This is a genomic window from Sphingosinicella xenopeptidilytica (assembly GCF_042676985.1).
In the GTDB taxonomy this organism is placed as follows: Bacteria; Pseudomonadota; Alphaproteobacteria; order Sphingomonadales; family Sphingomonadaceae; genus Sphingosinicella; species Sphingosinicella xenopeptidilytica.
This window is the reverse complement of sequence record NZ_JBHTIK010000005.1, coordinates 86259-106592: the sequence shown is the minus strand read 5'-3', so window position 1 is coordinate 106592 and position 20334 is coordinate 86259. Positions and strand designations below refer to the sequence as shown.

Below are 20334 nucleotides of genomic sequence, written 5' to 3'. Positions count from 1 at the left end.
GATCCCCGCAGACCGAATTTAGCAGAGCGCAAAGGGATTTAGTAGCCCGCCGCCTGCCCGTCCTTGCGCATTTCGGAGGCGCCCCGGTAGACGCCCGTATCGGGGTCGCGCCAGATCGCTTGATAGCCGCCAAAGGGCCCGGTCGTGTAGCGCACGGTGTGGCCACGCGTGCGCAGCGCCTCAGCGACCGACTGCGGCACGCCCGATTCGATCTCGAGAACGCCGCCGTCCGTCATCGGCGCACCGCCTTCGGGATCGGTGGAGCCATCGTGATGGAAGCGCGCCGCGTCCCCCGCCGCCTGCACGCCCATGCCGAAATCGATCATGTTGACGACGATCTGCGCGTGCCCCTGCGGCTGCATGGCGCCGCCCATCAATCCGAAGCTCATCAGCGGCTTGCCGGCCTTCGTCAGAAATGCCGGGATGATGGTGTGGAATGGCCGCTTGCCGGGCGTGTAGGCGTTGGCGTGCTTCGCATCGAGATTGAACTGCGCGCCGCGATCCTGAAACATGAAGCCGAGCGTGCGACCGTTTCCATCGTCCGGCACCAGCCCCGAGCCCATGCCGCGATAGTTGGACTGGATGAGGCTGACCATCATGCCGTCCTTGTCTGCCACGGTCATGTAGATCGTATCCTTGCCCGCGCCTTCGATGGCGAGGCCGGGCATGTCGGTCTTTGACGCCTGCGCCATGTCGATCGTTGCGCGCTGCTTTGCGGCGCGGTCTTTCGAAAGCAGCGCGGCGAGCGGGATCTTCGCGAACGCCGGGTCCGCATAGAAGCGCGCGCGATCCGCGAAGGCGCGCTTCTTCGCCTCCACGAACACATGCCAGAAATCCGGCGAGGCACGGCCCATCGCCTTCAGGTCGTAGCCTTCCAGGATATTGAGAATCTGGAGCGCGGCGACGCCCTGCCCGTTCGGCGGCAATTCCCATATGTCGTAGCCGCGATAATTGACCGAGACGGGATCGACCCATTCGGATTTATGCGCAGCGAAATCGCTGAGTCGGTGCGGGGCACCGATGCGGCCGAAATACTGGTCCATCGCCTGCGCAAGGCTGCCCTTGTAGAAGGCGTCACGGCCGCCTTCGGCGATCTCGATCAGCGTCAGCGCGAGATCGGGGTTCTTGAAGACCTCGCCTTCCTTCGGCGCCGTACCGCCGGGCATGTAGACCCGGCGCATGTTTTCGATCTCTTCGATGACGCCGGCTTTCGCGAGTTTCTCGAAGTTCGCCGTGCCATACTTCCAGCCGTCGGCGATAAGTTCGCTGACAGGGAAGCCCTGCTGCGCATAGCGGATGGCGGGCGCGAGCACGCGCTGCATCGGCAGCTTGCCGAACTTGCCGTGCATTTCGAACCAGCCATCGACCGCGCCGGGAACGGTGACGGAGAGCGCGCCCCAATCCGGCACCGTGCCGTCCCGGTCGTCCCCCGTGCGCGGCACCTTCGCGGCGCGCGCCTTCAGTTGCGCGAGGCTCTGCCCCGAAGGCGCGCGGCCCGAGGCATTGAGGCCGTGGAGCCTGTTCGTTTTCGGATCCCAGATGATCGCGAACAGATCGCCGCCGATGCCATTCCCGGTCGGCTCCATCAGGCCGAGCGCCGCGTTCGCCGCGATCGCCGCATCGACGGCGCTGCCGCCCTGCTTCAGCACATCGAGCGCGATTTGCGTCGCAAGCGGCTGGCTCGTCGCGGCCATGCCGTTCAGCCCGAGCACGGCGGAGCGCGTGGCATGCGGTGCGCCCGAAGCGCGGTCGCCCTGATCCTTCAGGGGTTCGGCAGCGAGACTGGCCGTCGATAGCATAAGAGCCCCCATCGCAAGCCCGGCAAGTCGCTTCACGGCCCTGTCTCCCCTGTTAGCGGAAATTGTCCTTCGCGGTCCGCCGCGCCGCGAGTTCGGCAACATCATGCGCGCGCGTGAACGGGTTCGTTGCGCGCTCAAGACCGATCGTGGACGGCACGGTCGGCTCCCCGCGCCCGCGCATCGCGACGACCTCCGCCTGACGCGCGGCAAGCGCCGTGTTCTCCGGCTCGGCGGTGAGCGCGAAACGGCCGTTCGATTCGGTGTATTCGTGCGCGCAGTAAACGCGCGTCGCGTCGGGCAGTGTCATCAGCTTGCCGAGGCTGTCGAACATCTGCGCCGCCGTGCCTTCGAACAGCCGCCCGCAGCCCATCGCGAACAGCGTATCGCCGCAGAACAGCACGCCGTCTTCGGGGAAGCTGTAGGCGATATGCCCCGCCGTGTGGCCGGGCACGTCGATGACGCGGCCCTCTGCCTTGCCGATCCGCACCGTGTCGCCTTCGCTGACGGCGCGATCGATGCCGGTGATCTTCGCCGCCTCGCCCGCCGGGCCGGTAACGGTGCAGCCCGTCGCGGCCTTGATCTCCGCATTGCCGCCAACGTGATCCGGGTGCCAGTGCGTGTTAAGGATCTGCGTGATCCGCCAGCCGCGCGCAGCAGCCTCGGCAAGCACCGGCTCCGCGACCGCGGGATCGACCACGGCGGTCTCGCCGCTCGCCGCATCGTGCGCGAGCCAAACGTAGTTGTCGGAGAGCACCGGGAGGCGGACGATTTCGAGCATGGCGGCTTACCAGACGCCCGTGTTCGGCATCGAGGCCCACGGTTCGGCGGGCGCCTTCGCCTCGCCCTTCTGCAGAAGCTCGACTGAGATGCCGTCCGGCGAGCGCACGAACGCCATGCGGCCGTCACGCGGCGGGCGGTTGATGGTGATGCCGCCGTCCATCATGCGCTGGCAGTCCGCGTAGATATCATCGACCTCATAGGCGAGGTGCCCGAAGTTGCGGCCGCCGGTGTAAACTTCCGGGTCCCAGTTGAAGGTCAGCTCGACCTGCGCCTCCTCATCGCCCGGCGCGGCGAGGAAGATCAGCGTGAACCGGCCCGCCTCGTGGTCCATGCGGCGAATCTCGCGCAGCCCGAGAAGCCCGTAGAACGCGAGGCTCGCTTCGAGATCGCTGACGCGCACCATCGTGTGGAGATACTTCATGCCGCAGCCTTTTCCGCCCGGAGTGGGCGCCCTTCATAGTCTTCGAAACAACGGACCACCCAGTCCGGCACCGGCGCGGGCGCACCGCGCGATTCCTCAACGTTCACCGCCACCTGCTCCCCGATCGCGCGCAGATCGTCTGCGCCCGCACCGTGAATCTCGTAGTCCACGATGATGGAGCTGCTGCCGATGCGGCGGCAGCGCAGGCAGATGTCGATCATCTCGTCGAGCAGCACCGGTTTCTTGTATTCCACGACATTGCGCGCGACGTGGAAATCCGGCCCCATCGCCGTCGGCGAGAGCGCGTAGATGCCGGCGGCGCGCCAGTATTCGGTGATGCCGATATCCAGATATTCGAGATAGCGGGAATTGAAGACGATACCCTGCGGATCGCATTCCGCGTAGCGGACGCGCTTGGGGAACGAGAACCGGAAATCGGCGCGCGGCATGGAGCCCTTTCTTCGTTCAGCTGTTGTGCAGCGGCAAGGCGCGATAGGATGCGCCGAAACCGCTTTATGGGGCACACAATGGCCGCTGACACGACCAACCGCAACTCATCACTCATCATAGCCGCCGTCGTTCTGGCGATCGGCGTCATCCTCGGCGGCTATCTTTTGGGCGACGGGCTGAAGCGCGCCAAGCTCGCCGACCGTGCCGTGATGATGCGCGGGCTCGCCGAGCGCGACGTGACCGCCGACCTTGCCACGTGGACGATCCGCACGCTTTCGACGGGCAGCAATTTCGACGCCGTTCAGGCCGACGCCGCACAGGATGCCGGCGTGATCCGCGCCTATCTCGGCGAGCACGGCTTCGGCGCGGCCGACCTCCAGCCCGCGGGGATCAGCGTCAACCAGTGGAACAACAACGGCGTCGACCAGATCCAGGTGCGCCAGCAGTTCCGCCTGCGCACCACGAAGATCGCCGAGGCAAAGGCCGCGCACGCCGGGCAGGCCGCACTCCTCGCGCGCGGTGTCGCGCTCGAAGACGGCGGGCCTTCGATCGCCTACAGCTTCACCAAGCTCAATGCCGTGAAGCCCGCGATGATCGCCGAAGCCACCAAGGACGCGCGCAAGGGCGCCGAGCAGTTCGCCAAGGATTCGGGCGCGAGCGTCGGCGGCATCCGCTCGGCAAGCCAGGGCTATTTCTCGATCCAGTCGCGCGACGGCGATACCGGCGGCCCTGCCGAATCGTCACCCGAGCAGAAGGTACGCGTGGTGACGACGGTGGAGTTCTACCTGAACGATTGAGGCCGAAGCCTCAGGCGTCGATGATGCGCGTCAGCCGCGTGATGTCGGCGTCGAGTTCGCTGTCGTCGGCGCGCAGTTCCTCGATGCGCTTCACGGCGTGCATCACCGTGGTGTGATCGCGCCCGCCGAAGCGGCGGCCGATGTCGGGCAGCGAGCGCGGCGTCAAGCGTTTGGCGAGGAACATCGCCACCTGACGCGGCCGCGCCACCTCGCGCGCACGGCGCGCCGACAAGAGATCGCTGAGCTTGATGGCGTAGTAGTCGGCGACCTTGCGCTGAATCTCGTCGATCGTGACCTTGCGGTCGTGCGCCTTCAGCACGTCCGCCAGAACCTGCCGCGCGAAATCGAGATCGATCGGCTTTCCGACCAGCGTCGAGTAGGCGACGATGCGGTTCAAGGCACCTTCGAGTTCGCGCACGTTCGAGGTGATCTTGCGCGCGAGGAAGTCGATCACGTCCTCGCCGACGGTCGCACCCGGCATCCGCTTCATCTTTTCGAGAAGGATGCTGAGGCGTAGCTCGTAGTCGGCGGGGTTGATGTCGGCGACAAGGCCCCACGCGAGGCGCGAGAGGATGCGGTTCTCGATGCCTTCGAGGTTCTGCGGCGAGCGGTCGGCGGTGATCACCAGGCGCTTACCGGCCGAGATGATCTCGTTCATCGTGTGGAAGAATTCTTCCTGCGTCGAATCCTTGCCGGCAATGAACTGCACGTCGTCGATCATCAGGAGGTCGGCAGTGCGCAGCTTCTGCTTGAACGACAGCGTGTCCTTGTCGCGCATTGCCGAGACGAACTCGACCATGAACTTTTCGGCCGACATATAGACGACCTTCGCACCCGGCATCGCACTGCGGATCTGCCAGCCGATGGCGTGCATCAGGTGCGTCTTGCCGAGACCCGTGGTGCCGTGGAGGAACAGCGGGTTGAAATCGATCGGCCCGCCTTCGGCAACAGTACGCGCAGCGTTGTAGGCGAGCTCATTGGCCTTGCCGACGACGAAGCTGTCGAACGTGTAGCGCGGTTCGAGCGCGACGCCGAACGCCGGCGCCTCGCGCACCGCCGCAGGGGCAGCCAAGGGCTGCTCCGGCTCGGGGGCGGCAGCGGTCCTCAGACCATTCTCGACGACGATGCGGACATGCTGGATGGCTGCGGACTGCGCCGCCCAGAGCAGCCGCAGCCGCTCGGCGAAGTGATTGCGAATCCAGTCCGCCGTGAAGTGCGTCGGCGAGCCCAGCGTCACCGTGTCCGCATCGACGCTGACGAGCGCGAGCGGCTTCAGCCAGCTGTCGTAGGTGCGGGCGCCGTACTCGGCGCGCAGGTGCGCGCGAATCATCTGCCAGATCGATTCGGCCGAATCGGTGCCGGACAGGAACATGGAGACGCCCTGCGCCGAACCGCGACCGGCCATCGCCGACACGGCTCGTTCACCCGCCTGCTTGCCCGTCATATCCCCCAAAACCCAGCATCCTCAGACAAAGGCACGCACGGCGACTCGCCGAACGCAAAACGTACGAAAACAGCATCGCCCCACCGGGAAGCTGGTGGGAACGCGGCTTACTCTTGCGTCACTTTGGGGAAGGAGCGAACTCCCCTTTGGCGCGAGGCCGGGGGCACATTAGGCAGGCCGCGGACAGGCTTTCAAGGGTCTCCGGGTGCAACGAAAATGAAATAAAAGGTTTGACAAGGACGACCGCCGATTCGCCGCTTCGGACCCCAGGAAAGGCATGGTCCGTAACGCTTACAGAACGAATCGGGAATATGTCCCAAACTAAAACGCCGCCGGAATCCGGCGGCGTTTGAACCTTGAAATCAAAGGATTTTCAGGCGAGCGCCTTCACGCGCTTGCTGAGTCGCGAGATGGTCCGCGCGACCGTGTTCTTATGAAGAACGCCCTTGGTGACGCCCCGCATCATTTCCGGCTGGGCGGCCTGCAGCGCGGCGGCGGCCTCGTCCTTCTTGCCGCTCGCGAGCGCGGCCTCGACACCCTTCACGAAGGTGCGGATGCGGCTGACGCGCGACTTGTTGATCGCCTGACGGCGGGTGTTGCGACGGATGCGCTTGCGCGCTTGCGGTGTATTCGCCATCGAGTCCTCAGAATGATCCTGATCCGGACCGGCGCACGGGCCGGCTGGACGCGAGGGAGACCCGCGCCCGGGAAAGCGGGCCTCCTACTAGGCGCCGTCGCCCTCGTCAAGCACGCTTTGCCGCCGCCTTCCTCACAAGTTTCGGGATATACAGCGGCGGACCTGCCGATAGGCTCCCGACGCTATGACCAGCAAGGACGAAACCGTGGGAACAAGCCTGGGTGCCATGCTCGCCGCCGCGCGCACCGGAGGCGATGGAGCGATCTACACGATCACCGAGGAATGGATGCAGGGCCGCACCACCTACGGCGGGCTCTCGGCGGCGCTGTGCCTTGCCGGAACGCTCTCCGCGCACATGGACCTGCCACCGCTTCGCTCGGCGCAGATCGCGTTCATCGGCCCCGCCGGGGCGGATGTGACGGCACGCTGCCGTGTGCTCCGGCAGGGCAAGTCGATGACCTATATGGAAGCCGACCTTCACCAGGGCGAGGCGCTGGCGACGCGGTGCATCTTCGCGTTCGGCAGCAGCCGCGAATCGGTCATCAACCTCAACCATTTCCCGATGCCCACCGTATCCGCCCCAGAGGCGTGCGAGCCGTTGTGGCGCAAGCGCACGCCGCTCAACTTCCTGCAGCAGTTCGATGCGCGCATGGCTTTTGGCGGCCGGCCCGCCGACGGCACCGGAAACGGCGACATCGCGTACTGGTTCCGCCTGCGCGATCCCTCCGGCATTCCGCCCGCCGTGCGCCTGCTCGCGCTCGCCGACACGCCGCCGCCCGCCGTGATGCCGATATTCGATGCTTTCGCGCCCATCAGCACCGCGACATGGCAGATTGAGGTGCTTGATACGGAGGCGAGCGGCGAAGGCTGGCACCTCATCCGCTCCACCGCCGAAACGGGCGCGAACGGTTACACCTCGCAGACCATGGGCATGTGGGACGAAAGCGGCCGCCCCGTGCTCGCGGGGCGGCAGATGGTGGCGCTGTTCGGCTGAAGCCGACTCAGCGGCCGGTGAACTTGGCCTCGCGCTTCTCAAGGAACGCGGCCATGCCCTCCTGCTGGTCGGCCGTGCCGAACAGGCCGTGGAACAGGCGGCGCTCGAAGCGGACGCCTTCGGACATCGTCGTCTCATAGGCGCGGTTCACGGTTTCCTTCGCGGCCATCACCGCGAGCGCGCCGTAGTTCGCGATCTGCTCGGCCGCCTTGATCGTCTCTTCCATCAGTTGTTCCGGCGGGTAAACGCGCGCGACGAGGCCGATGCGCAGCGCCTCCTCGGCATCGATCATGCGGCCGGTGAGGATCATGTCCATCGCCACCGCCTTGCCGACGAAGCGCGTCAGCCGCTGCGTGCCGCCCGAGCCCGGGATGACGCCGAGCTTGATCTCGGGCTGGCCGAACTTCGCCTTTTCGCTCGCGAAAATCGTGTCGCACATCATCGCGAACTCGCAGCCGCCGCCAAGCGCGAAACCGTTCACCGCCGCGATCACGGGCTTCCGCGTCCGCGTCAGCTCCTCCCACGTCGCGGTGATGAACTCTTCCGAATAGACGACGGAGAAGGTCTTCGGCTGCATCTCCTTGATGTCCGCGCCCGCCGCGAACGCCTTGCCGTCACCGGTCAGGATCATCGCGCCGATATCGGGATCGGCCTCGAAGGCGCGGAGCGCGGCGGTGATTTCGCTCGTCAGCTGGTTGTTGAGCGCGTTCAGCGCCTCCGGCCGGTACATGGTGATGATGCCGACGCGGCCGCGCGTTTCCACCTTCAGGCACTGATATTCGGACATGGGCTGGTCTCCCCTATTTCTGACAGGATGGGCAATAAAAGCTGGAGCGTCCCGACTGGACGATGCGGGCGACAGGCGTGGCGCAGCGCACGCAGGCCTCGCTCTCACGGCCGTAGACGCGGAATTCATGCTGGAAGTAGCCGAGTTCGCCCGCCACCTGGCGATAATCGCGCAGGGTCGAGCCACCCGCCGCGATGGCGCGTTCCAGCACCTCGGGAATCGCAGCCGCAAGTTTCGCAAGCTCGGCGCGCTTCACCTTGCCGCCCTCGCGCGTGGGCGCGACCCCCGCGTCAAACAGCGCCTCGCACACGTAGATGTTGCCGAGGCCCGCGATCAGCCGCTGGTCGAGCAGCAGCGCCTTCACCGGCGCGAAACGCCCTTTGAAACCGGAAAGATCGACAGACGCACCGAGCGGCTCCGGGCCGAGACCTTTGATGAGAAAGTGACTGTCGAGGTCATCCGTCGGTACCAGATGCACCGATCCGAAGCGGCGCGCGTCGTTCAGCACGGCGCGGCGGCCCTCGTCGGTCTCGATGACGATATGGTCGTGCTTCTCGTCGGTTTCGGGATCGACACGCATCCGGCCGGACATGCCGAGGTGCAGGATCATCGTGTCGCCGCGATCGGTATCGATGAGGCCATACTTGGCGCGCCTGCGGATGCCGGTGACGACCGCGCCCGTCAGCCGCTGGCGCAGGTCCGCCGGGATCGGCCAGCGCAGGTCCGGCCGCCGCGCCTCGACGCGCGCGAGGCGGCGGCCTTCGAGGACCGGCCTCAGACCGCGCATCACGGTTTCGACTTCGGGAAGCTCAGGCATCGAACAGGCGTCTATGCCGCGTTTACGAAGGGGGCAAGCGTGGGCTAAGGGCTACGCCATGTCCGAGACAGTCTCATACGGCTTCCAGGAGGTCGACCCCGAGGAGAAGACGCGGCGCGTCGGCTCGGTCTTCGCGCGCGTCGCGGCGCGCTACGACCTGATGAACGACCTGATGTCGGGCGGACTGCACCGGCTGTGGAAGGACGATTTCGTCCGCGCCGTGAACCCGCGTGCCGGCGAGCGCATCCTCGATATGGCAGGCGGCACCGGTGACATCGCTTTCCGCATGGCGAAGCGCGGCGCAAGCGTGACGGTTTCGGACATCAATCCGGCCATGCTCGACGTCGGCAAGGAACGCGCGAAGAAACGCGGCGTCGAAAACCTCGACTGGTCCGAGCAGAACGCCGAGGTGCTGAGCTTCGATGGCGCAAGCTTTGACGCCTACACGATCGCCTTCGGCATCCGGAACGTCACCGACATCCCGGCTGCGCTCCGCGAGGCGTATCGCGTGCTGAAGTTCGGTGGGCGCTTCTTCTGCCTCGAATTCTCGCGCTGCGAGTGGCCCGTGTTCGCGCAAGTTTACGATAGCTATTCGATGAACGTGGTGCCGAAGATCGGCAAGGCGGTGGCGCGTGACGAGGAAGCCTATCAATACCTCGTCGAATCGATCCGCCGCTTCCCCGACATGTCCACCTTCAAGTCGATGATCGCGGACGCCGGCTTTGCGCGGACCACGGCACGGCCCATTCTCGGCGGCGTCGTCGCCATGCACAGCGGCTGGAAGATTTGACCGCCGGCATCGTCCACGCCTTTCGGATGCTGCGCTGGGGCCGGACGCTCGCGCGGCACGGCGCACTGCGCGAGATCGAGGCGGCGCCGCAAACGCCGCCGCTGCTGCGCCGCATCGCGAAGCTCGCCCGGTTCGGAACGGGCGCACCCGAAACGCCGCACTATGCCGACGCCTTCCAAGCACTCGGCCCCGCCGCGATCAAGCTCGGGCAGGCGCTCGCCACGCGCCCCGACCTTGTCGGCCCGGAGGCTGCGAAAGACCTGACGCGGCTGCAGGACAATTTGCCGCCCGCCCCGTTCGCCGCCGTGAAGGCCTCAATCGAGGAGGCCTTCGGCGTGCCGCTCGATTCGCTCTATTCGCGCTTCGAGGAAACGCCGGTCGGCTCCGCATCGGTCGCACAGGTGCACCGCGCCGTCACCACCGATGGCCGTGCAGTCGCCGTTAAGGTGCTGAAACCCGGCATCGAAGCGGATTTCGCGCGCGCCATCGAAACCTACGAATGGGCCGCCGTCCGCGCCGAGACGATCGGCGGCGAACTCGCCCGCCTGCGCCCGCGCGCCACGATCGCTTACTTCCGCCGCTGGGTGGAGCGCGAGCTCAACCTCCGCATGGAGGCCGCCTCCGCATCCGAACTCGCGGCAGCGCTGACGCCCGAGACCGGCTTCGTCGTGCCGGAGGTGGACTGGGCGCGCACCAGCCGCCGTGTGCTCACCATCGCGTGGATCGACGGCGTGAAGCTCACCGACCTCGCCGCCGTGGACGCCGCAGGCATCGACCGCAAGGTGCTGTCGCAGACGCTCGTCCGCAGCTTCCTGCGGCAGGCGATCGGCCACGGCTTCTTCCATGCCGACCTGCATCAGGGAAACATGTTCGCGCTGCCGGACGGGCGGCTCGCGGTGGTGGATTTCGGCATCATGGGCCGCATCAACCGGCAGGCGCGGCTGTGGCTCGCCGAGATCCTGCACGGGCTGCTCACCGGCAATTACGCGCGCGTCGCGGAGATCCATTTCGAGGCGCAGTACGTGCCGCCGCACCACGACATGGCCGAGTTCGAAACCGCGCTGCGCTCGATCGGAGAGCCGATCCGGGGTCTTCCGGTGAAGGACATCTCGATCGGCAACATGCTCGACGGGCTGTTCGCCGTTACCCGGCAGTTCGACATGGTGACGCAGCCGCACCTGCTGCTGCTGCAAAAAACGATGGTGATGGTGGAAGGCGTCGCGCTCGCGCTCGATCCCGACGTCAACATGTGGGAAATCTCCGGGCCGTTCGTGGGCGACTGGATGCGTGACGAACTCGGCCCCGAAGCCGTGATCGCCGACCGCATCGTGGAAGCTTCGCGCGCGCTCGCGCGCCTGCCCGATGTGCTGAAGCGCCTTGAAGCGATGGTCCCGAACCCCGGCGCCGCGCCACCCTTGCCGCCGCTCGCCCCCCTGCCCGCCCCGCGCGGGATTTCGCGCACGGCATGGCTGCTGCTCGGCACCGGCATCGGCGCGGGCCTTGGCTGGCTGGCGATGACGCTTTAGGGTCCGGCCGTGGGCAAACGCATCCTCCTCATCATTTCGGGCGGCATCGCCGCCTACAAGGCGCTGGAACTCGTCCGGCTGCTCCGGAAAGATGGGATCGCCGTGCGCGCGGTGCTCACCGAGGCCGCACAACAGTTCGTGACACCGCTCAGCCTCGGCACACTCACCGAGGACAATGTCTACACCGATCTCTTCGACCTGAAGGACGAGCGCGAGATCGGCCACATCCAGCTCTCGCGGCAGGCCGACCTCGTCGTCGTCGCGCCTGCAACCGCCAACATCCTTGCGAAGATGGCGGGCGGCATCGCCGACGACCTCGCGACGACGCTGCTGCTCGCGACCGACAAGCCGGTGCTCGCCGCGCCCGCGATGAACGTCCGCATGTGGCTGCACCCCGCGACACAGCGCAACATCGCGCAGCTCCGCGCCGACGGCGTCACCATCATGGAGCCCGATGACGGCGACATGGCCTGCGGCGAATACGGCCCCGGGCGCCTGCCCGAACCGCAAGCCATCCTCGCTTCGATCCGCGCCATGCTCACCGCACCCCTCGGCGAGGCACAGACCGCCACCGCGCGCTTCGGCCAGAACCCGCCGCCACTTCGCGGGAAGCACGTGCTCATCACCGCCGGGCCGACGCATGAGCCGATCGACCCCGTGCGCTACATCGCCAACCGCTCCTCCGGCAAACAGGGTTTCGCGATCGCGGGCGCGCTCGCCGCACTCGGCGCAGAGGTGACGCTCGTCGCCGGTCCCGTAACGCTTGCGACGCCGCCCGGCGTGCGCCGCGTGAACGTGGAAACCGCGCGCGAGATGGCCGATGCGGTCGAGGCCGCGCTTCCTGCGGACGCTGCCGTGATGGTCGCCGCCGTTGCCGACTGGCGCGCGGAAGCCACCGGCCAGAAGATCAAGAAGGACAAGGGTGGCCTCGAAGCGTTGCCGCTCGTCGAGAACCCGGACATTCTCGCAGGCCTCGCGAAATCGTCGAAGCGCCCCGCCCTCGTCATCGGCTTCGCCGCCGAGACCGAGAAGGTCGTCGAACACGCCAAGGCCAAGCTCGCGCGCAAGGGCTGCGACTGGATCGTCGCCAACGACGTCTCCGGCGACGTGATGGGGGGGGCGCGGAACCGCATCCACATCGTCAGCGCCGCCGGCGTCGAGGATTGGCCGGACATGGAAAAGGACGCCGTCGCCCGGCGGCTCGCACAAAGGATCGCAGATGAACTCACCGATTGAAATCCGCCTGAAGCGCCTTCCCCACGGCGAGGGCCTGCCCATCCCCGCGCTCGCCACCAGCGGCGCGGCGGGCATGGATGTCGCCGCCGCCGAGGACGTGATCATCCCGCCGGGCGGGCGCCACGCGGTCGCCACCGGCTTCGCCTTCGCGATTCCGGAGGGCTATGAGGTGCAGGTGCGCCCGCGCTCCGGCCTCGCGCTCAAGAACGGCATCACCTGCCTCAACACGCCCGGCACCATCGACGCGGACTATCGCGGCGAGGTGAAGGTGATCCTCGCCAACCTCGGCGCCGAGCCCTTCGCCGTGAAGCGCGGCGAGCGCATCGCGCAGCTCGTCGCGGCGACCGTGCAGCAGGCGCGCTTCGCCGAAGTCGACGACCTCGACGAGACCGCGCGCGGCGCCGGGGGCTTCGGCTCCACAGGCCGATAACGACGCCGTTGAGCCTTACAGACGCCCAACTCGAACGCTACGCCCGCCACATCATCCTGAAAGAGATCGGCGGCGCCGGGCAAGCGAAGCTGCTCGCCGCGCGCGTGGCCGTGGTCGGCGCGGGCGGGCTCGGCAGCCCCTGCATCCAGTATCTCGCGGCGGCGGGCGTCGGACACCTCACGATCATCGACGACGATGCCGTCGACCTCTCCAACCTCCAGCGACAGGTGCTGCACGGCACGGATGACGTGGGCCGCGCCAAGACCGAAAGTGCAGCGAATGCCGTCACGCGCCTGAACCCCGACGTCGCCGTGGCGCAACACCGCGTCCGTCTCGATGCGGCAAACGCGGCTACACTTCTGGCCAACCACGACGTGATCGCGGACGGCTCCGACAGCTTCGAGACCCGCCGTGCCGTCGCCGATGCCGCGCTTGCGCTACGCATTCCACTCGTCGCGGCGGCCGTGGGACCGTTCGAGGGGCAGATCGCCACCTATCGCGGCTGGGAGGCGGACAAGCCCTGCTGGCGCTGCTTCGTGGGCGAGGCCGCCGACCGCGAGGGCGCAACCTGCGCCGAGGCGGGCGTGCTCGGCGCGCTCACCGGTGTGATGGGCGCGATGCAGGCGCTGGAGGTGATCCGCGAGATCGCGCCCTTCGGGGATTCGCTTGCGGGGCGGGTTTTGCTGTATGATGCACTCGGCGCCCGGGTTCGCACCGTGCGGCTGCCGAAGGACCCCCAATGCCCGTCATGCGGAAAAGCGTGAAACAGCAAGGTCTTGCGCTCGTCTTCGCGGAAGCGAACCACGCGCGACTGCACGGCGGCCTCAGCCTCGCGCTCGCCGCCGCCGCGCTCGGGCGCCCGGTGCGGCTGTTCTTTCAGGGTGAAGCCGTCTGCGCGCTTCAGGTGGAGCGGCACTGGGCGGGCGACAAGGCCTACAAGGCGGGTGGGCTGCCGCAGCTTTCGGAGCTTCTCGATCAGGCCGTCGGCCTCAGCTTGCCAATCATGGCCTGCGAGTCGGGCATCCACCTCTGCGGGCTCAGCGCGCCGGGCCTCATCGCAGGTGTCGAGACGGGCGGCCTCGTCGCCTTCCTCGCCGATGCGCGGAACGACGAACTGCTGTTCGTGTAGAACCGGCCCTAGTCTATGGTTTCGCCCTTGTAGACACCCCACAGGTCAACCGCGAGCACATAGCCGTTGCGCCCGCCGAGCGAGAGGCGGCACCAGCCTTCGTCGCAGACCTGGATATCCGCAACCACACCGGGCTCCGCGCGCCATACCGCGGGGCTCGAAAACTCGGCGCGGGCATAGAGGTTCGCAATCTTGCCGCGCACCATCGCGGTGCGCTTGCCCGAAAGCAGGTTCTTGTTCATCCAGCCGGTTTCGCCGTCCGGATCGCGGATCTGCCGCCAGATGCCCCATTCGCGGATCACCTCCACGGGAAGCCCCTTGCGCTTGTAGGTCCACGTCACGGGATAGGCCTCGCCCGGCCCGGCGCGCATATTGGCCTCGCCCGAGGCGATCGAGACCCAACGCGGCGTCGGCAGGCCGGAAAGCCCCTTGGTGGCGTCCGAATCCTGCGCTGCGGCGGGTGTTCCTGCAAAAGCGGCGGCGAGCAGCAGGGCGATGATGCGTTTCATGCCGCTATTGAATCGAATCCGCCCCGCCATGCAAGCGCCTCGCTTGCTCTCTCGGCCTTGACGCGGGTGCGAGGCGATCCTAGCCACGGCACATGGAAGAACGCCCCCGCCGCCCGCGCGTCGTCGTCACGCGCCGCCTGCCGCAACCGGTCGAAGCGCGCATGAGCGAACTGTTCGATGTCGTTTTCAATGTCGAAGACAGAGCGATGTCGCAGGCCGACCTCGCCGCCGCGATGGCGGACTGCGACGTGTTTCTGCCCACCGTTACCGACACGATCGACGCCGCGCTCATCGCCGCCGCGCCGCCGCGGCTGAAGCTGATTGCGAACTACGGCACCGGCGTCAATCACATCGATCTCGTCGCCGCGCGCGCCAAGGGCATCATGGTGACAAACACGCCGGGCGTTCTCACCGATGATACCGCCGACCTTGCCATGTCGCTGATCCTCTCGGTACCGCGCCGCCTCACCGAAGGCAGCCGCCAGCTCTATTCAGGCAAGTGGGATGGCTGGAAGCCGTGCGACGTGCACGGCCACCGCATCACCGGCAAGAAGCTCGGCATCATCGGCATGGGCCGCATCGGCCAGGCGATCGCGACGCGTGCGCGTGCCTTTGGCCTGCGCATCCACTACCACAACCGCCGGCCTCTGGCGGACACGGTGGAGGGAATGCTCGGCGCGACCTACTGGGACGATCTCGACGCGATGATCGAGGCGGTGGACATCGTCTCCATCAACTGCCCGCTCACCGACGACACCCGCCACCTCTTCAACGCGCGGCGCATCGCGCTGCTCGGCCCCGAAGGCTATCTCGTCAACACCGCGCGCGGCGAGATCATCGACGAGGATGCGCTGGCGGACGCGCTGGAAAAGGGCGTGATCGCGGGTGCCGGCCTCGACGTGTTCGAGGATGAACCGCGCATCAACCCGCGGCTCATTCCGCTCGATAACGTGACGCTGCTGCCGCACATGGGCTCTGCGACCTTCGAAGGGCGCCAGGCGATGGGCGACAAGGTCGTCACCAACATCCGCGCCTGGGCGGACGGGCACCGCCCACCCGATCAGGTGCTCGAAGGCTGGCTCTAACAAGCGGAACCGCTTCCCCCACACCGCGTTGACCCTTCGATGGGGCGTTATGTGGGAGATTTTTCATGCGTAAGTCCATGATTATTCTGGCGTCGGGCACGCTGCTCGCGCTCGGCGCCTGTACGGGCAGCCGAACGATCGACAGCGGCCTTGTCGGCGCGGGTGTCGGTGCCGCCGCCGGTGCGGTGGTGCCGGGTGTCAGCACGACGGAAGGTGCGGTGGCCGGCGGCGCTGCGGGCGCGGTCTACGGCGCGGTAACAGACGGCGACAGCAAGCGCGGCAGCAAGAAATACTGCCGTGATCGCTATCCGCGCGATTCACGCGACTACGATCGCTGCCGCCGCGATCGGTAAAGTTCAGTCGCCGGTCTGAATGCGCTCGACGAGTTGCTTCACCGTCGGAACGAAGCCGTTCGAATAGAACGGGTCCGTCGAGAAGTGGTGCGCGCTGTGCCCGGCGAACATGAGGTTATCCTCGGGCGGTGAGCCGTGCGCGATGTCCTGAAGCGTCTTCTGGATGCAGAAGGAGCGCGGATCGGCGAGCCGCCCGGTGCTGTTCTTGTCGAGGTGCTCGGCCCACGCGCTGAAGCGGCACTGCGAAAGGCAGCCCATGCAGTCCGCCTGGTCCTTGCGCACCGTCTTCGCCATCGCGGGCGTTTCGAACACCAGCGTGTCATCGGGCGTCTTCAGCGCCTCGGTATAGCCTTGGGCGTGCCAGCCGCGCGCGTGCAGCAGGTCGTCGCGCGTCACGTAATAGTGCTTGTTGCCGGGAACACCGACGTCGAGCAGGTGGGTGCGGTGGTCGTGCGGTTCGGTTGAAATGCCGATCTGCCGCTCGGAGCGGTGGATCAGCTCTTCGAGGAACGGCGTCTTCACAGCCGACGAATAGAAGCCCGTCGGCGAGAACGCCTGCAGCAGGATATCGCCCTCGGCAAGCGTCGTCAGCTTGCGCTTCCACACGTCCGGGATCGGGCTTTCCTGCGTCAGAAGCGGTCGCGAACCGAACTGGAAGGCGATCGTGCCGAGCTCGGGATTGCCGATCCAGTTTTCCCACTCGCGCAGATACCAGACGCCGCCCGCCATCACGATCGGCACGTCGTCGGAAATACCGACCTCGCGCATCGTATCGCGCAGGTCTTTCACGCGCGGATAGGGGTCTTGCGGATGGAGCGGATCTTCGGCGTTCGAAAGGCCGTTATGGCCGCCCGCGAGCCACGGGTCTTCATAGACCACGGCGCCGAGCCATTCGGGTGCCTTGCTGTAGGCGCGCTTCCAGAGCGCGCGGAAGGCGCGAGCCGACGAGATGATCGGATAATAATAGGTGCGATGCCGCGCGGCGATCTCGCTCAGCTTGTAAGGCATTCCTGCACCGCAGGTGATGCCGTCGACAAGCGCGCTCGCCTCTTCCAATATGCCTTCGAGGATGCGCTGCGCGCCGCCCATTTCCCAGAGGACATTGATGTTGATGCCGCCCTGCCCGCCTGCGATCTCGTGTGCGCGGCGGACCTGCTCGACGCCGCCTGCGATACCGTAGGCGACCAATTCTTCGTGGCGGTCCCCGCGTGTGCGGCCGCGGTAAATCTGCGGGATGATGTTGCCGAGCGCATCCGTGCTGTCGGCGTTCACGGCCGAGACCGTGCCAAGCCCGCCCGCGGCAGCCCACGCACCCGACGATGCATGGTTGGTCGCCGAAACGCCCTTGCCGCCCTCAACGAGCGGAAGCATCTCGCGCCCGCCCATGCGGATGGAATTCAGAAGCTTCATCGTACCTGTTGTCGTTTCTCAGCCCGCAGCGCCCCTCCGGCGCGTCTCCCCTTGCGAGCTATAGACCAACGGGAGCGCGATTGGGGGCGAAATATTACCCAGCCGTCAAATAGCAGGGGGAGCCTCGCAGGAGACTCCCCCTTTTATACTATTTGTCAGTCGCGGTCGCCGGCGATGAAGTCCGGCAGACCACCGCCCTCGCCTTCGTTCGACTCTTCACGACGGGGACGGTCGCCGCCTTCGCCGCGATCACGACGGGGGCCACGATCACGGTCACGGCCGCCACCGCCGCCGCGTCCGCGGTCACCACCACGGCCGCCGCGATCTCCACGATCGCCACGGTCGCTGCGCTCACCGCGCGGGCGTTCCTCACGCGGCGGACGCGTGTCGGGCAGTTCCTCGCCCGTCTCCTGGTTGACGAGGCGCATCGACAGGCGGACCTTGCCGCGATCGTCGATGCCGAGCACCTTGACCTTCACCTCCTGGCCTTCGGTGAGTACCTCGGAAACCTTCCCGACGCGCTCTTCCTTGATCTCGGAGATGTGGACGAGGCCGTCCTTGGCGCCCATGAAGTTCACGAACGCGCCGAAGTCGACCATCGACACGACCTTGCCGTTGTAGACCTTGCCCACTTCCGGCTCGGCGACGATGCCGATGATCCAGTTCTTGGCGGCTTCGATCTTCGACAGGTCCGAAGACGCGATCTTGATGGTGCCGTCGTCCTCGATGTCCACCTTGGCGCCGGTTTCCGCGACGATCTCGCGGATGACCTTGCCGCCGGTGCCGATCACTTCGCGGATCTTGTCCTTCGGGATCGACATCGTCTCGATGCGCGGCGCGTGTGCCGACATCTCGGTGCGGGTGCCGTCGAGCGCCTTGTTCATTTCGCCGAGGATGTGCGCGCGGCCGGCCTTCGCCTGGCTCAGCGCCACCTTCATGATCTCCTCGGTGATGCCGGCGACCTTGATGTCCATCTGCAGCGAGGTGATGCCGAGCTCGGTGCCCGCCACCTTGAAGTCCATGTCGCCGAGATGATCCTCGTCACCGAGGATGTCGGAAATCACCGCGAAGTCCTTGCCTTCGAGGATGAGGCCCATGGCGATGCCCGAAACCGGACGCTTGAGCGGCACGCCCGCGTCCATCAGCGCGAGCGAACCGCCGCACACCGTCGCCATCGACGACGAGCCGTTCGACTCGGTGATGTCGGCGATCACGCGCATCGTGTACGGGAATTCTTCCTTCGTCGGCAGCACCGGGCGCAGCGCGCGCCATGCGAGCTTGCCGTGACCGACTTCGCGGCGGCCCGGCGCACCGAAGCGGCCGACTTCACCGACCGAGTACGGTGGGAAGTTGTAGTGCAGCAGGAAGTTTTCGTGGCTGATGCCGTAGATCGCATCGATCATCTGCTCATCGTCGGCGGTGCCGAGCGTCGTCGTCACGATCGCCTGCGTCTCGCCGCGCGTGAAGAGCGCAGAGCCGTGCGTACGCGGCAGCACCTGCACTTCGGCGAGGATCGGGCGGACGTCTTCCTTGCCGCGACCGTCGATGCGGCGACCGTCCTTGAGGATCGCGCCGCGAACGATGTCGGCTTCCAGCTTCTTCACAAGCTTGCCGAGCTTCAGCTTCTCGGCGGGCTCCGCGTCCGCGAAGGACTCCTTCGCCTTGGCGCGTGCGGCGTCGAGCGCTGCAACGCGCTCCTGCTTCACGGTCAGCTTGTAGGCGGCCTCGATATCCTTGCCGACGAGCTTCTTCAGCGAGGCCTTCTTGGCGTCGGCGCCGTCGTCGAGCTTCAGCTCCCACGGATCCTTGGCGGCCTTCTCGGCAAGACGGATAATCGCGTCGATGACCTTCTTGCCGTTCTCGTGAACGAACATCACGGCGCCGAGCATCACTTCCTCGGAAAGCTCATGCGCTTCCGATTCCACCATCAGCACCGCGTCCGTCGTACCGGCGGCGACGAGGTCGAGCTTCGAGCCTTCGAGGTTGCGGCTGGGGTTCAGCACATACTCGCCGTCGACATAGCCGACGCGGCCACCCGCGATCGGGCCCATGAACGGCACGCCCGAAAGCGTGAGCGCGGCCGAAGCGGCGACGAGCGCGAGCACGTCCGGCTCGTTCTCGCCGTCGTAGCTCAACACCTGGCAGATCACGTTGACCTCGTTGTAGAAGCCTTCCGGGAACAGCGGGCGGATCGGACGGTCGATGAGGCGGCTGGTCAGCGTCTCATGCTCGGTCGGGCGGCCTTCGCGCTTGAAGAACCCGCCCGGGATGCGGCCGGCGGCCGAGAATTTTTCCTGGTAGTGTACGGTCAGCGGGAAGAAGTCCTGCCCGTCCTTCACCGACTTCGCAGCCGTCACGGCGCAAAGCACCACGGTTTCACCGAGCGTCGCGAACACCGCGCCGTCAGCCTGACGGGCAATGCGGCCCGTTTCCAGGGTCAGCGTCTTGCCGCCCCACTGCGTTTCAACTTTGTGGATATTGAACATCTGTTTTTCCGTTTCCTTCGCGGCCGGTCAAAAACGGGCCCTATGCCCGCCCGGCCTCCATCATCCGTCGCCGCGCTTGTCGCGGCAGACGGTTTGCGCACGGTGGCAGGCATTTTCGCGCCTGCCGTACCTTCAATACGAAACGGGCGCCGTGCGCGGCGCCCGAGACGAACCTTTTACTTGCGAAGCCCGAGCTTCCCGATGAGGTCGGTATACCGTCCCTCGTCCTTCCGCTTCAGGTAATCGAGCAGCGTACGCCGCTTGTTCACCAGCATGAGAAGACCGCGCCGCGAATGGTTGTCCTTGGCGTGGCTCTTGAAGTGCTCGGTGAGGTTGGCGATGCGCTCCGAGAGGATCGCGACCTGAACTTCGGGGCTGCCGGTGTCGCCTTCGGCGCGGGCATGTTCCTTGATCAGCGCTTCCTTGCGCTCTGCTGCAATCGACATCGTAGACT

The 20334-nt window shown here is 66.5% G+C and carries 22 protein-coding genes; 10 read left to right on the top strand and 12 right to left on the bottom strand.

Annotation, left to right across the window (positions count from 1 at the left end; all coding sequences use genetic code 11):
* Positions 1–38: 38 nt before the first annotated feature.
* Genes ggt through ACFQ00_RS08515 form a run of 4 tightly spaced genes read right to left on the bottom strand, consistent with a single transcriptional unit; the run spans position 39 to position 3449 of the window.
* A complete protein-coding gene (gene ggt, locus ACFQ00_RS08530; RefSeq protein WP_381489014.1) occupies positions 39–1835 on the bottom strand; it encodes a gamma-glutamyltransferase in 1797 nt (598 codons plus the stop codon).
* Between the two features lie 16 nt (positions 1836–1851).
* Positions 1852–2577, bottom strand: a complete 726-nt coding sequence (gene gloB / locus ACFQ00_RS08525; RefSeq protein ID WP_381489011.1) for a hydroxyacylglutathione hydrolase — start codon at positions 2575–2577, stop codon at positions 1852–1854.
* A gap of 6 nt (positions 2578–2583) precedes the next feature.
* Complete coding sequence (locus tag ACFQ00_RS08520) at positions 2584–3000, bottom strand: VOC family protein (protein WP_381489008.1); 417 nt, start codon at positions 2998–3000, stop codon at positions 2584–2586.
* The gene (locus ACFQ00_RS08515; protein ID WP_381489005.1) at positions 2997–3449 is read right to left on the bottom strand and encodes an acyl-CoA thioesterase; all 453 of its coding nucleotides are present in this window, start codon (positions 3447–3449) and stop codon (positions 2997–2999) included. Before ACFQ00_RS08515 ends, ACFQ00_RS08520 begins: the two co-directional genes overlap by 4 nt.
* Before the next feature lie 78 nt (positions 3450–3527).
* Here ACFQ00_RS08515 and ACFQ00_RS08510 point away from each other — a divergent pair, with 78 nt between their 5' ends.
* Complete coding sequence (locus tag ACFQ00_RS08510) at positions 3528–4247, top strand: SIMPL domain-containing protein (RefSeq protein WP_381489002.1); 720 nt, start codon at positions 3528–3530, stop codon at positions 4245–4247.
* Positions 4248–4257: 10 nt separating this feature from the next.
* On the opposite strand, the gene dnaA is transcribed toward ACFQ00_RS08510, so the two are convergent.
* Together dnaA and rpsT are read right to left on the bottom strand one after the other, a co-directional pair.
* Positions 4258–5619, bottom strand: coding sequence for a chromosomal replication initiator protein DnaA (dnaA, locus tag ACFQ00_RS08505; protein WP_381490857.1), 1362 nt, complete (start codon positions 5617–5619; stop codon positions 4258–4260).
* Between the two features lie 445 nt (positions 5620–6064).
* The gene (gene rpsT / locus ACFQ00_RS08500; RefSeq protein ID WP_374597219.1) at positions 6065–6328 is read right to left on the bottom strand and encodes a 30S ribosomal protein S20; all 264 of its coding nucleotides are present in this window, start codon (positions 6326–6328) and stop codon (positions 6065–6067) included.
* A 184-nt stretch (positions 6329–6512) separates the two neighbouring features.
* Here rpsT and ACFQ00_RS08495 point away from each other — a divergent pair, with 184 nt between their 5' ends.
* A complete protein-coding gene (locus ACFQ00_RS08495) occupies positions 6513–7322 on the top strand; it encodes a thioesterase family protein (RefSeq protein WP_381488998.1) in 810 nt (269 codons plus the stop codon).
* Positions 7323–7329: 7 nt separating this feature from the next.
* Here the strand turns inward: ACFQ00_RS08495 and ACFQ00_RS08490 are convergent, their stop codons facing one another.
* Together ACFQ00_RS08490 and mutM are read right to left on the bottom strand one after the other, a co-directional pair.
* Positions 7330–8109, bottom strand: a complete 780-nt coding sequence (locus ACFQ00_RS08490; protein WP_381488995.1) for an enoyl-CoA hydratase — start codon at positions 8107–8109, stop codon at positions 7330–7332.
* 13 nt (positions 8110–8122) lie between these two features.
* Entirely contained in the window at positions 8123–8926 is an 804-nt protein-coding gene (gene mutM / locus ACFQ00_RS08485; RefSeq protein WP_381488992.1) for a bifunctional DNA-formamidopyrimidine glycosylase/DNA-(apurinic or apyrimidinic site) lyase, read from the bottom strand.
* A 58-nt stretch (positions 8927–8984) separates the two neighbouring features.
* On the opposite strand from mutM, the gene ubiE reads away from it, so the two are divergent.
* The 6 genes from ubiE to ACFQ00_RS08455 are packed head-to-tail and all read left to right on the top strand — an operon-like array spanning position 8985 to position 14037.
* Entirely contained in the window at positions 8985–9716 is a 732-nt protein-coding gene (ubiE, locus tag ACFQ00_RS08480) for a bifunctional demethylmenaquinone methyltransferase/2-methoxy-6-polyprenyl-1,4-benzoquinol methylase UbiE (RefSeq protein WP_381488990.1), read from the top strand.
* Positions 9713–11242 (top strand): 2-polyprenylphenol 6-hydroxylase, encoded by a 1530-nt coding sequence (gene ubiB / locus ACFQ00_RS08475; RefSeq protein ID WP_381488987.1) that lies wholly within the window; start codon positions 9713–9715, stop codon positions 11240–11242. The genes ubiE and ubiB overlap by 4 nt, the downstream gene beginning before the upstream one ends.
* Before the next feature lie 9 nt (positions 11243–11251).
* Complete coding sequence (gene coaBC / locus ACFQ00_RS08470) at positions 11252–12478, top strand: bifunctional phosphopantothenoylcysteine decarboxylase/phosphopantothenate--cysteine ligase CoaBC (RefSeq protein WP_381488985.1); 1227 nt, start codon at positions 11252–11254, stop codon at positions 12476–12478.
* Positions 12462–12908, top strand: a complete 447-nt coding sequence (gene dut, locus ACFQ00_RS08465) for a dUTP diphosphatase (RefSeq protein WP_381488982.1) — start codon at positions 12462–12464, stop codon at positions 12906–12908. Before coaBC ends, dut begins: the two co-directional genes overlap by 17 nt.
* A gap of 8 nt (positions 12909–12916) precedes the next feature.
* Positions 12917–13672 carry a HesA/MoeB/ThiF family protein gene (locus tag ACFQ00_RS08460; protein WP_381488980.1) on the top strand — a complete coding sequence of 252 codons (756 nt, stop codon included), beginning with the start codon at positions 12917–12919 and terminating at the stop codon, positions 13670–13672.
* On the top strand, positions 13669–14037 hold the full coding sequence (locus ACFQ00_RS08455) for a DsrE family protein (RefSeq protein WP_381488977.1): 369 nt from the start codon (positions 13669–13671) through the stop codon (positions 14035–14037). The genes ACFQ00_RS08460 and ACFQ00_RS08455 overlap by 4 nt, the downstream gene beginning before the upstream one ends.
* A gap of 8 nt (positions 14038–14045) precedes the next feature.
* Here the strand turns inward: ACFQ00_RS08455 and ACFQ00_RS08450 are convergent, their stop codons facing one another.
* Positions 14046–14546, bottom strand: coding sequence for an SH3 domain-containing protein (locus ACFQ00_RS08450; RefSeq protein ID WP_374597199.1), 501 nt, complete (start codon positions 14544–14546; stop codon positions 14046–14048).
* 92 nt (positions 14547–14638) lie between these two features.
* On the opposite strand from ACFQ00_RS08450, the gene ACFQ00_RS08445 reads away from it, so the two are divergent.
* Together ACFQ00_RS08445 and ACFQ00_RS08440 are read left to right on the top strand one after the other, a co-directional pair.
* On the top strand, positions 14639–15631 hold the full coding sequence (locus ACFQ00_RS08445; protein ID WP_381488973.1) for a 2-hydroxyacid dehydrogenase: 993 nt from the start codon (positions 14639–14641) through the stop codon (positions 15629–15631).
* Positions 15632–15696: 65 nt separating this feature from the next.
* On the top strand, positions 15697–15984 hold the full coding sequence (locus ACFQ00_RS08440) for a hypothetical protein (RefSeq protein ID WP_381488971.1): 288 nt from the start codon (positions 15697–15699) through the stop codon (positions 15982–15984).
* A gap of 3 nt (positions 15985–15987) precedes the next feature.
* On the opposite strand, the gene ACFQ00_RS08435 is transcribed toward ACFQ00_RS08440, so the two are convergent.
* The 3 genes from ACFQ00_RS08435 to rpsO all read right to left on the bottom strand — a co-directional run bounded on the left by ACFQ00_RS08435 (position 15988) and on the right by rpsO (position 20326).
* Positions 15988–17394, bottom strand: coding sequence for an NAD(P)H-dependent flavin oxidoreductase (locus ACFQ00_RS08435; protein WP_381488968.1), 1407 nt, complete (start codon positions 17392–17394; stop codon positions 15988–15990).
* A 155-nt stretch (positions 17395–17549) separates the two neighbouring features.
* A complete protein-coding gene (gene pnp, locus ACFQ00_RS08430; protein WP_374597191.1) occupies positions 17550–19880 on the bottom strand; it encodes a polyribonucleotide nucleotidyltransferase in 2331 nt (776 codons plus the stop codon).
* A 176-nt stretch (positions 19881–20056) separates the two neighbouring features.
* Entirely contained in the window at positions 20057–20326 is a 270-nt protein-coding gene (gene rpsO, locus ACFQ00_RS08425) for a 30S ribosomal protein S15 (protein ID WP_121047353.1), read from the bottom strand.
* Positions 20327–20334: the final 8 nt, after the last annotated feature.

What these genes read in the sequence shown, in the direction of transcription:
- gloB (WP_381489011.1), bottom strand. Translation starts at nt 2,577, where the DNA reads ATGCTCGAAATCGTCCGCCTCCCGGTGCTCTCCGACAACTACGTTTGG.
- ACFQ00_RS08520 (WP_381489008.1), bottom strand. Translation starts at nt 3,000, where the DNA reads ATGAAGTATCTCCACACGATGGTGCGCGTCAGCGATCTCGAAGCGAGC.
- ACFQ00_RS08515 (WP_381489005.1), bottom strand. Translation starts at nt 3,449, where the DNA reads ATGCCGCGCGCCGATTTCCGGTTCTCGTTCCCCAAGCGCGTCCGCTAC.
- ACFQ00_RS08510 (WP_381489002.1), top strand. Translation starts at nt 3,528, where the DNA reads ATGGCCGCTGACACGACCAACCGCAACTCATCACTCATCATAGCCGCC.
- dnaA (WP_381490857.1), bottom strand. Translation starts at nt 5,619, where the DNA reads ATGTTCCTGTCCGGCACCGATTCGGCCGAATCGATCTGGCAGATGATT.
- rpsT (WP_374597219.1), bottom strand. Translation starts at nt 6,328, where the DNA reads ATGGCGAATACACCGCAAGCGCGCAAGCGCATCCGTCGCAACACCCGC.
- ACFQ00_RS08495 (WP_381488998.1), top strand. Translation starts at nt 6,513, where the DNA reads ATGACCAGCAAGGACGAAACCGTGGGAACAAGCCTGGGTGCCATGCTC.
- ACFQ00_RS08490 (WP_381488995.1), bottom strand. Translation starts at nt 8,109, where the DNA reads ATGTCCGAATATCAGTGCCTGAAGGTGGAAACGCGCGGCCGCGTCGGC.
- mutM (WP_381488992.1), bottom strand. Translation starts at nt 8,926, where the DNA reads ATGCCTGAGCTTCCCGAAGTCGAAACCGTGATGCGCGGTCTGAGGCCG.
- ubiE (WP_381488990.1), top strand. Translation starts at nt 8,985, where the DNA reads ATGTCCGAGACAGTCTCATACGGCTTCCAGGAGGTCGACCCCGAGGAG.
- dut (WP_381488982.1), top strand. Translation starts at nt 12,462, where the DNA reads ATGAACTCACCGATTGAAATCCGCCTGAAGCGCCTTCCCCACGGCGAG.
- ACFQ00_RS08450 (WP_374597199.1), bottom strand. Translation starts at nt 14,546, where the DNA reads ATGAAACGCATCATCGCCCTGCTGCTCGCCGCCGCTTTTGCAGGAACA.
- ACFQ00_RS08445 (WP_381488973.1), top strand. Translation starts at nt 14,639, where the DNA reads ATGGAAGAACGCCCCCGCCGCCCGCGCGTCGTCGTCACGCGCCGCCTG.
- ACFQ00_RS08440 (WP_381488971.1), top strand. Translation starts at nt 15,697, where the DNA reads ATGCGTAAGTCCATGATTATTCTGGCGTCGGGCACGCTGCTCGCGCTC.
- ACFQ00_RS08435 (WP_381488968.1), bottom strand. Translation starts at nt 17,394, where the DNA reads ATGAAGCTTCTGAATTCCATCCGCATGGGCGGGCGCGAGATGCTTCCG.
- pnp (WP_374597191.1), bottom strand. Translation starts at nt 19,880, where the DNA reads ATGTTCAATATCCACAAAGTTGAAACGCAGTGGGGCGGCAAGACGCTG.
- rpsO (WP_121047353.1), bottom strand. Translation starts at nt 20,326, where the DNA reads ATGTCGATTGCAGCAGAGCGCAAGGAAGCGCTGATCAAGGAACATGCC.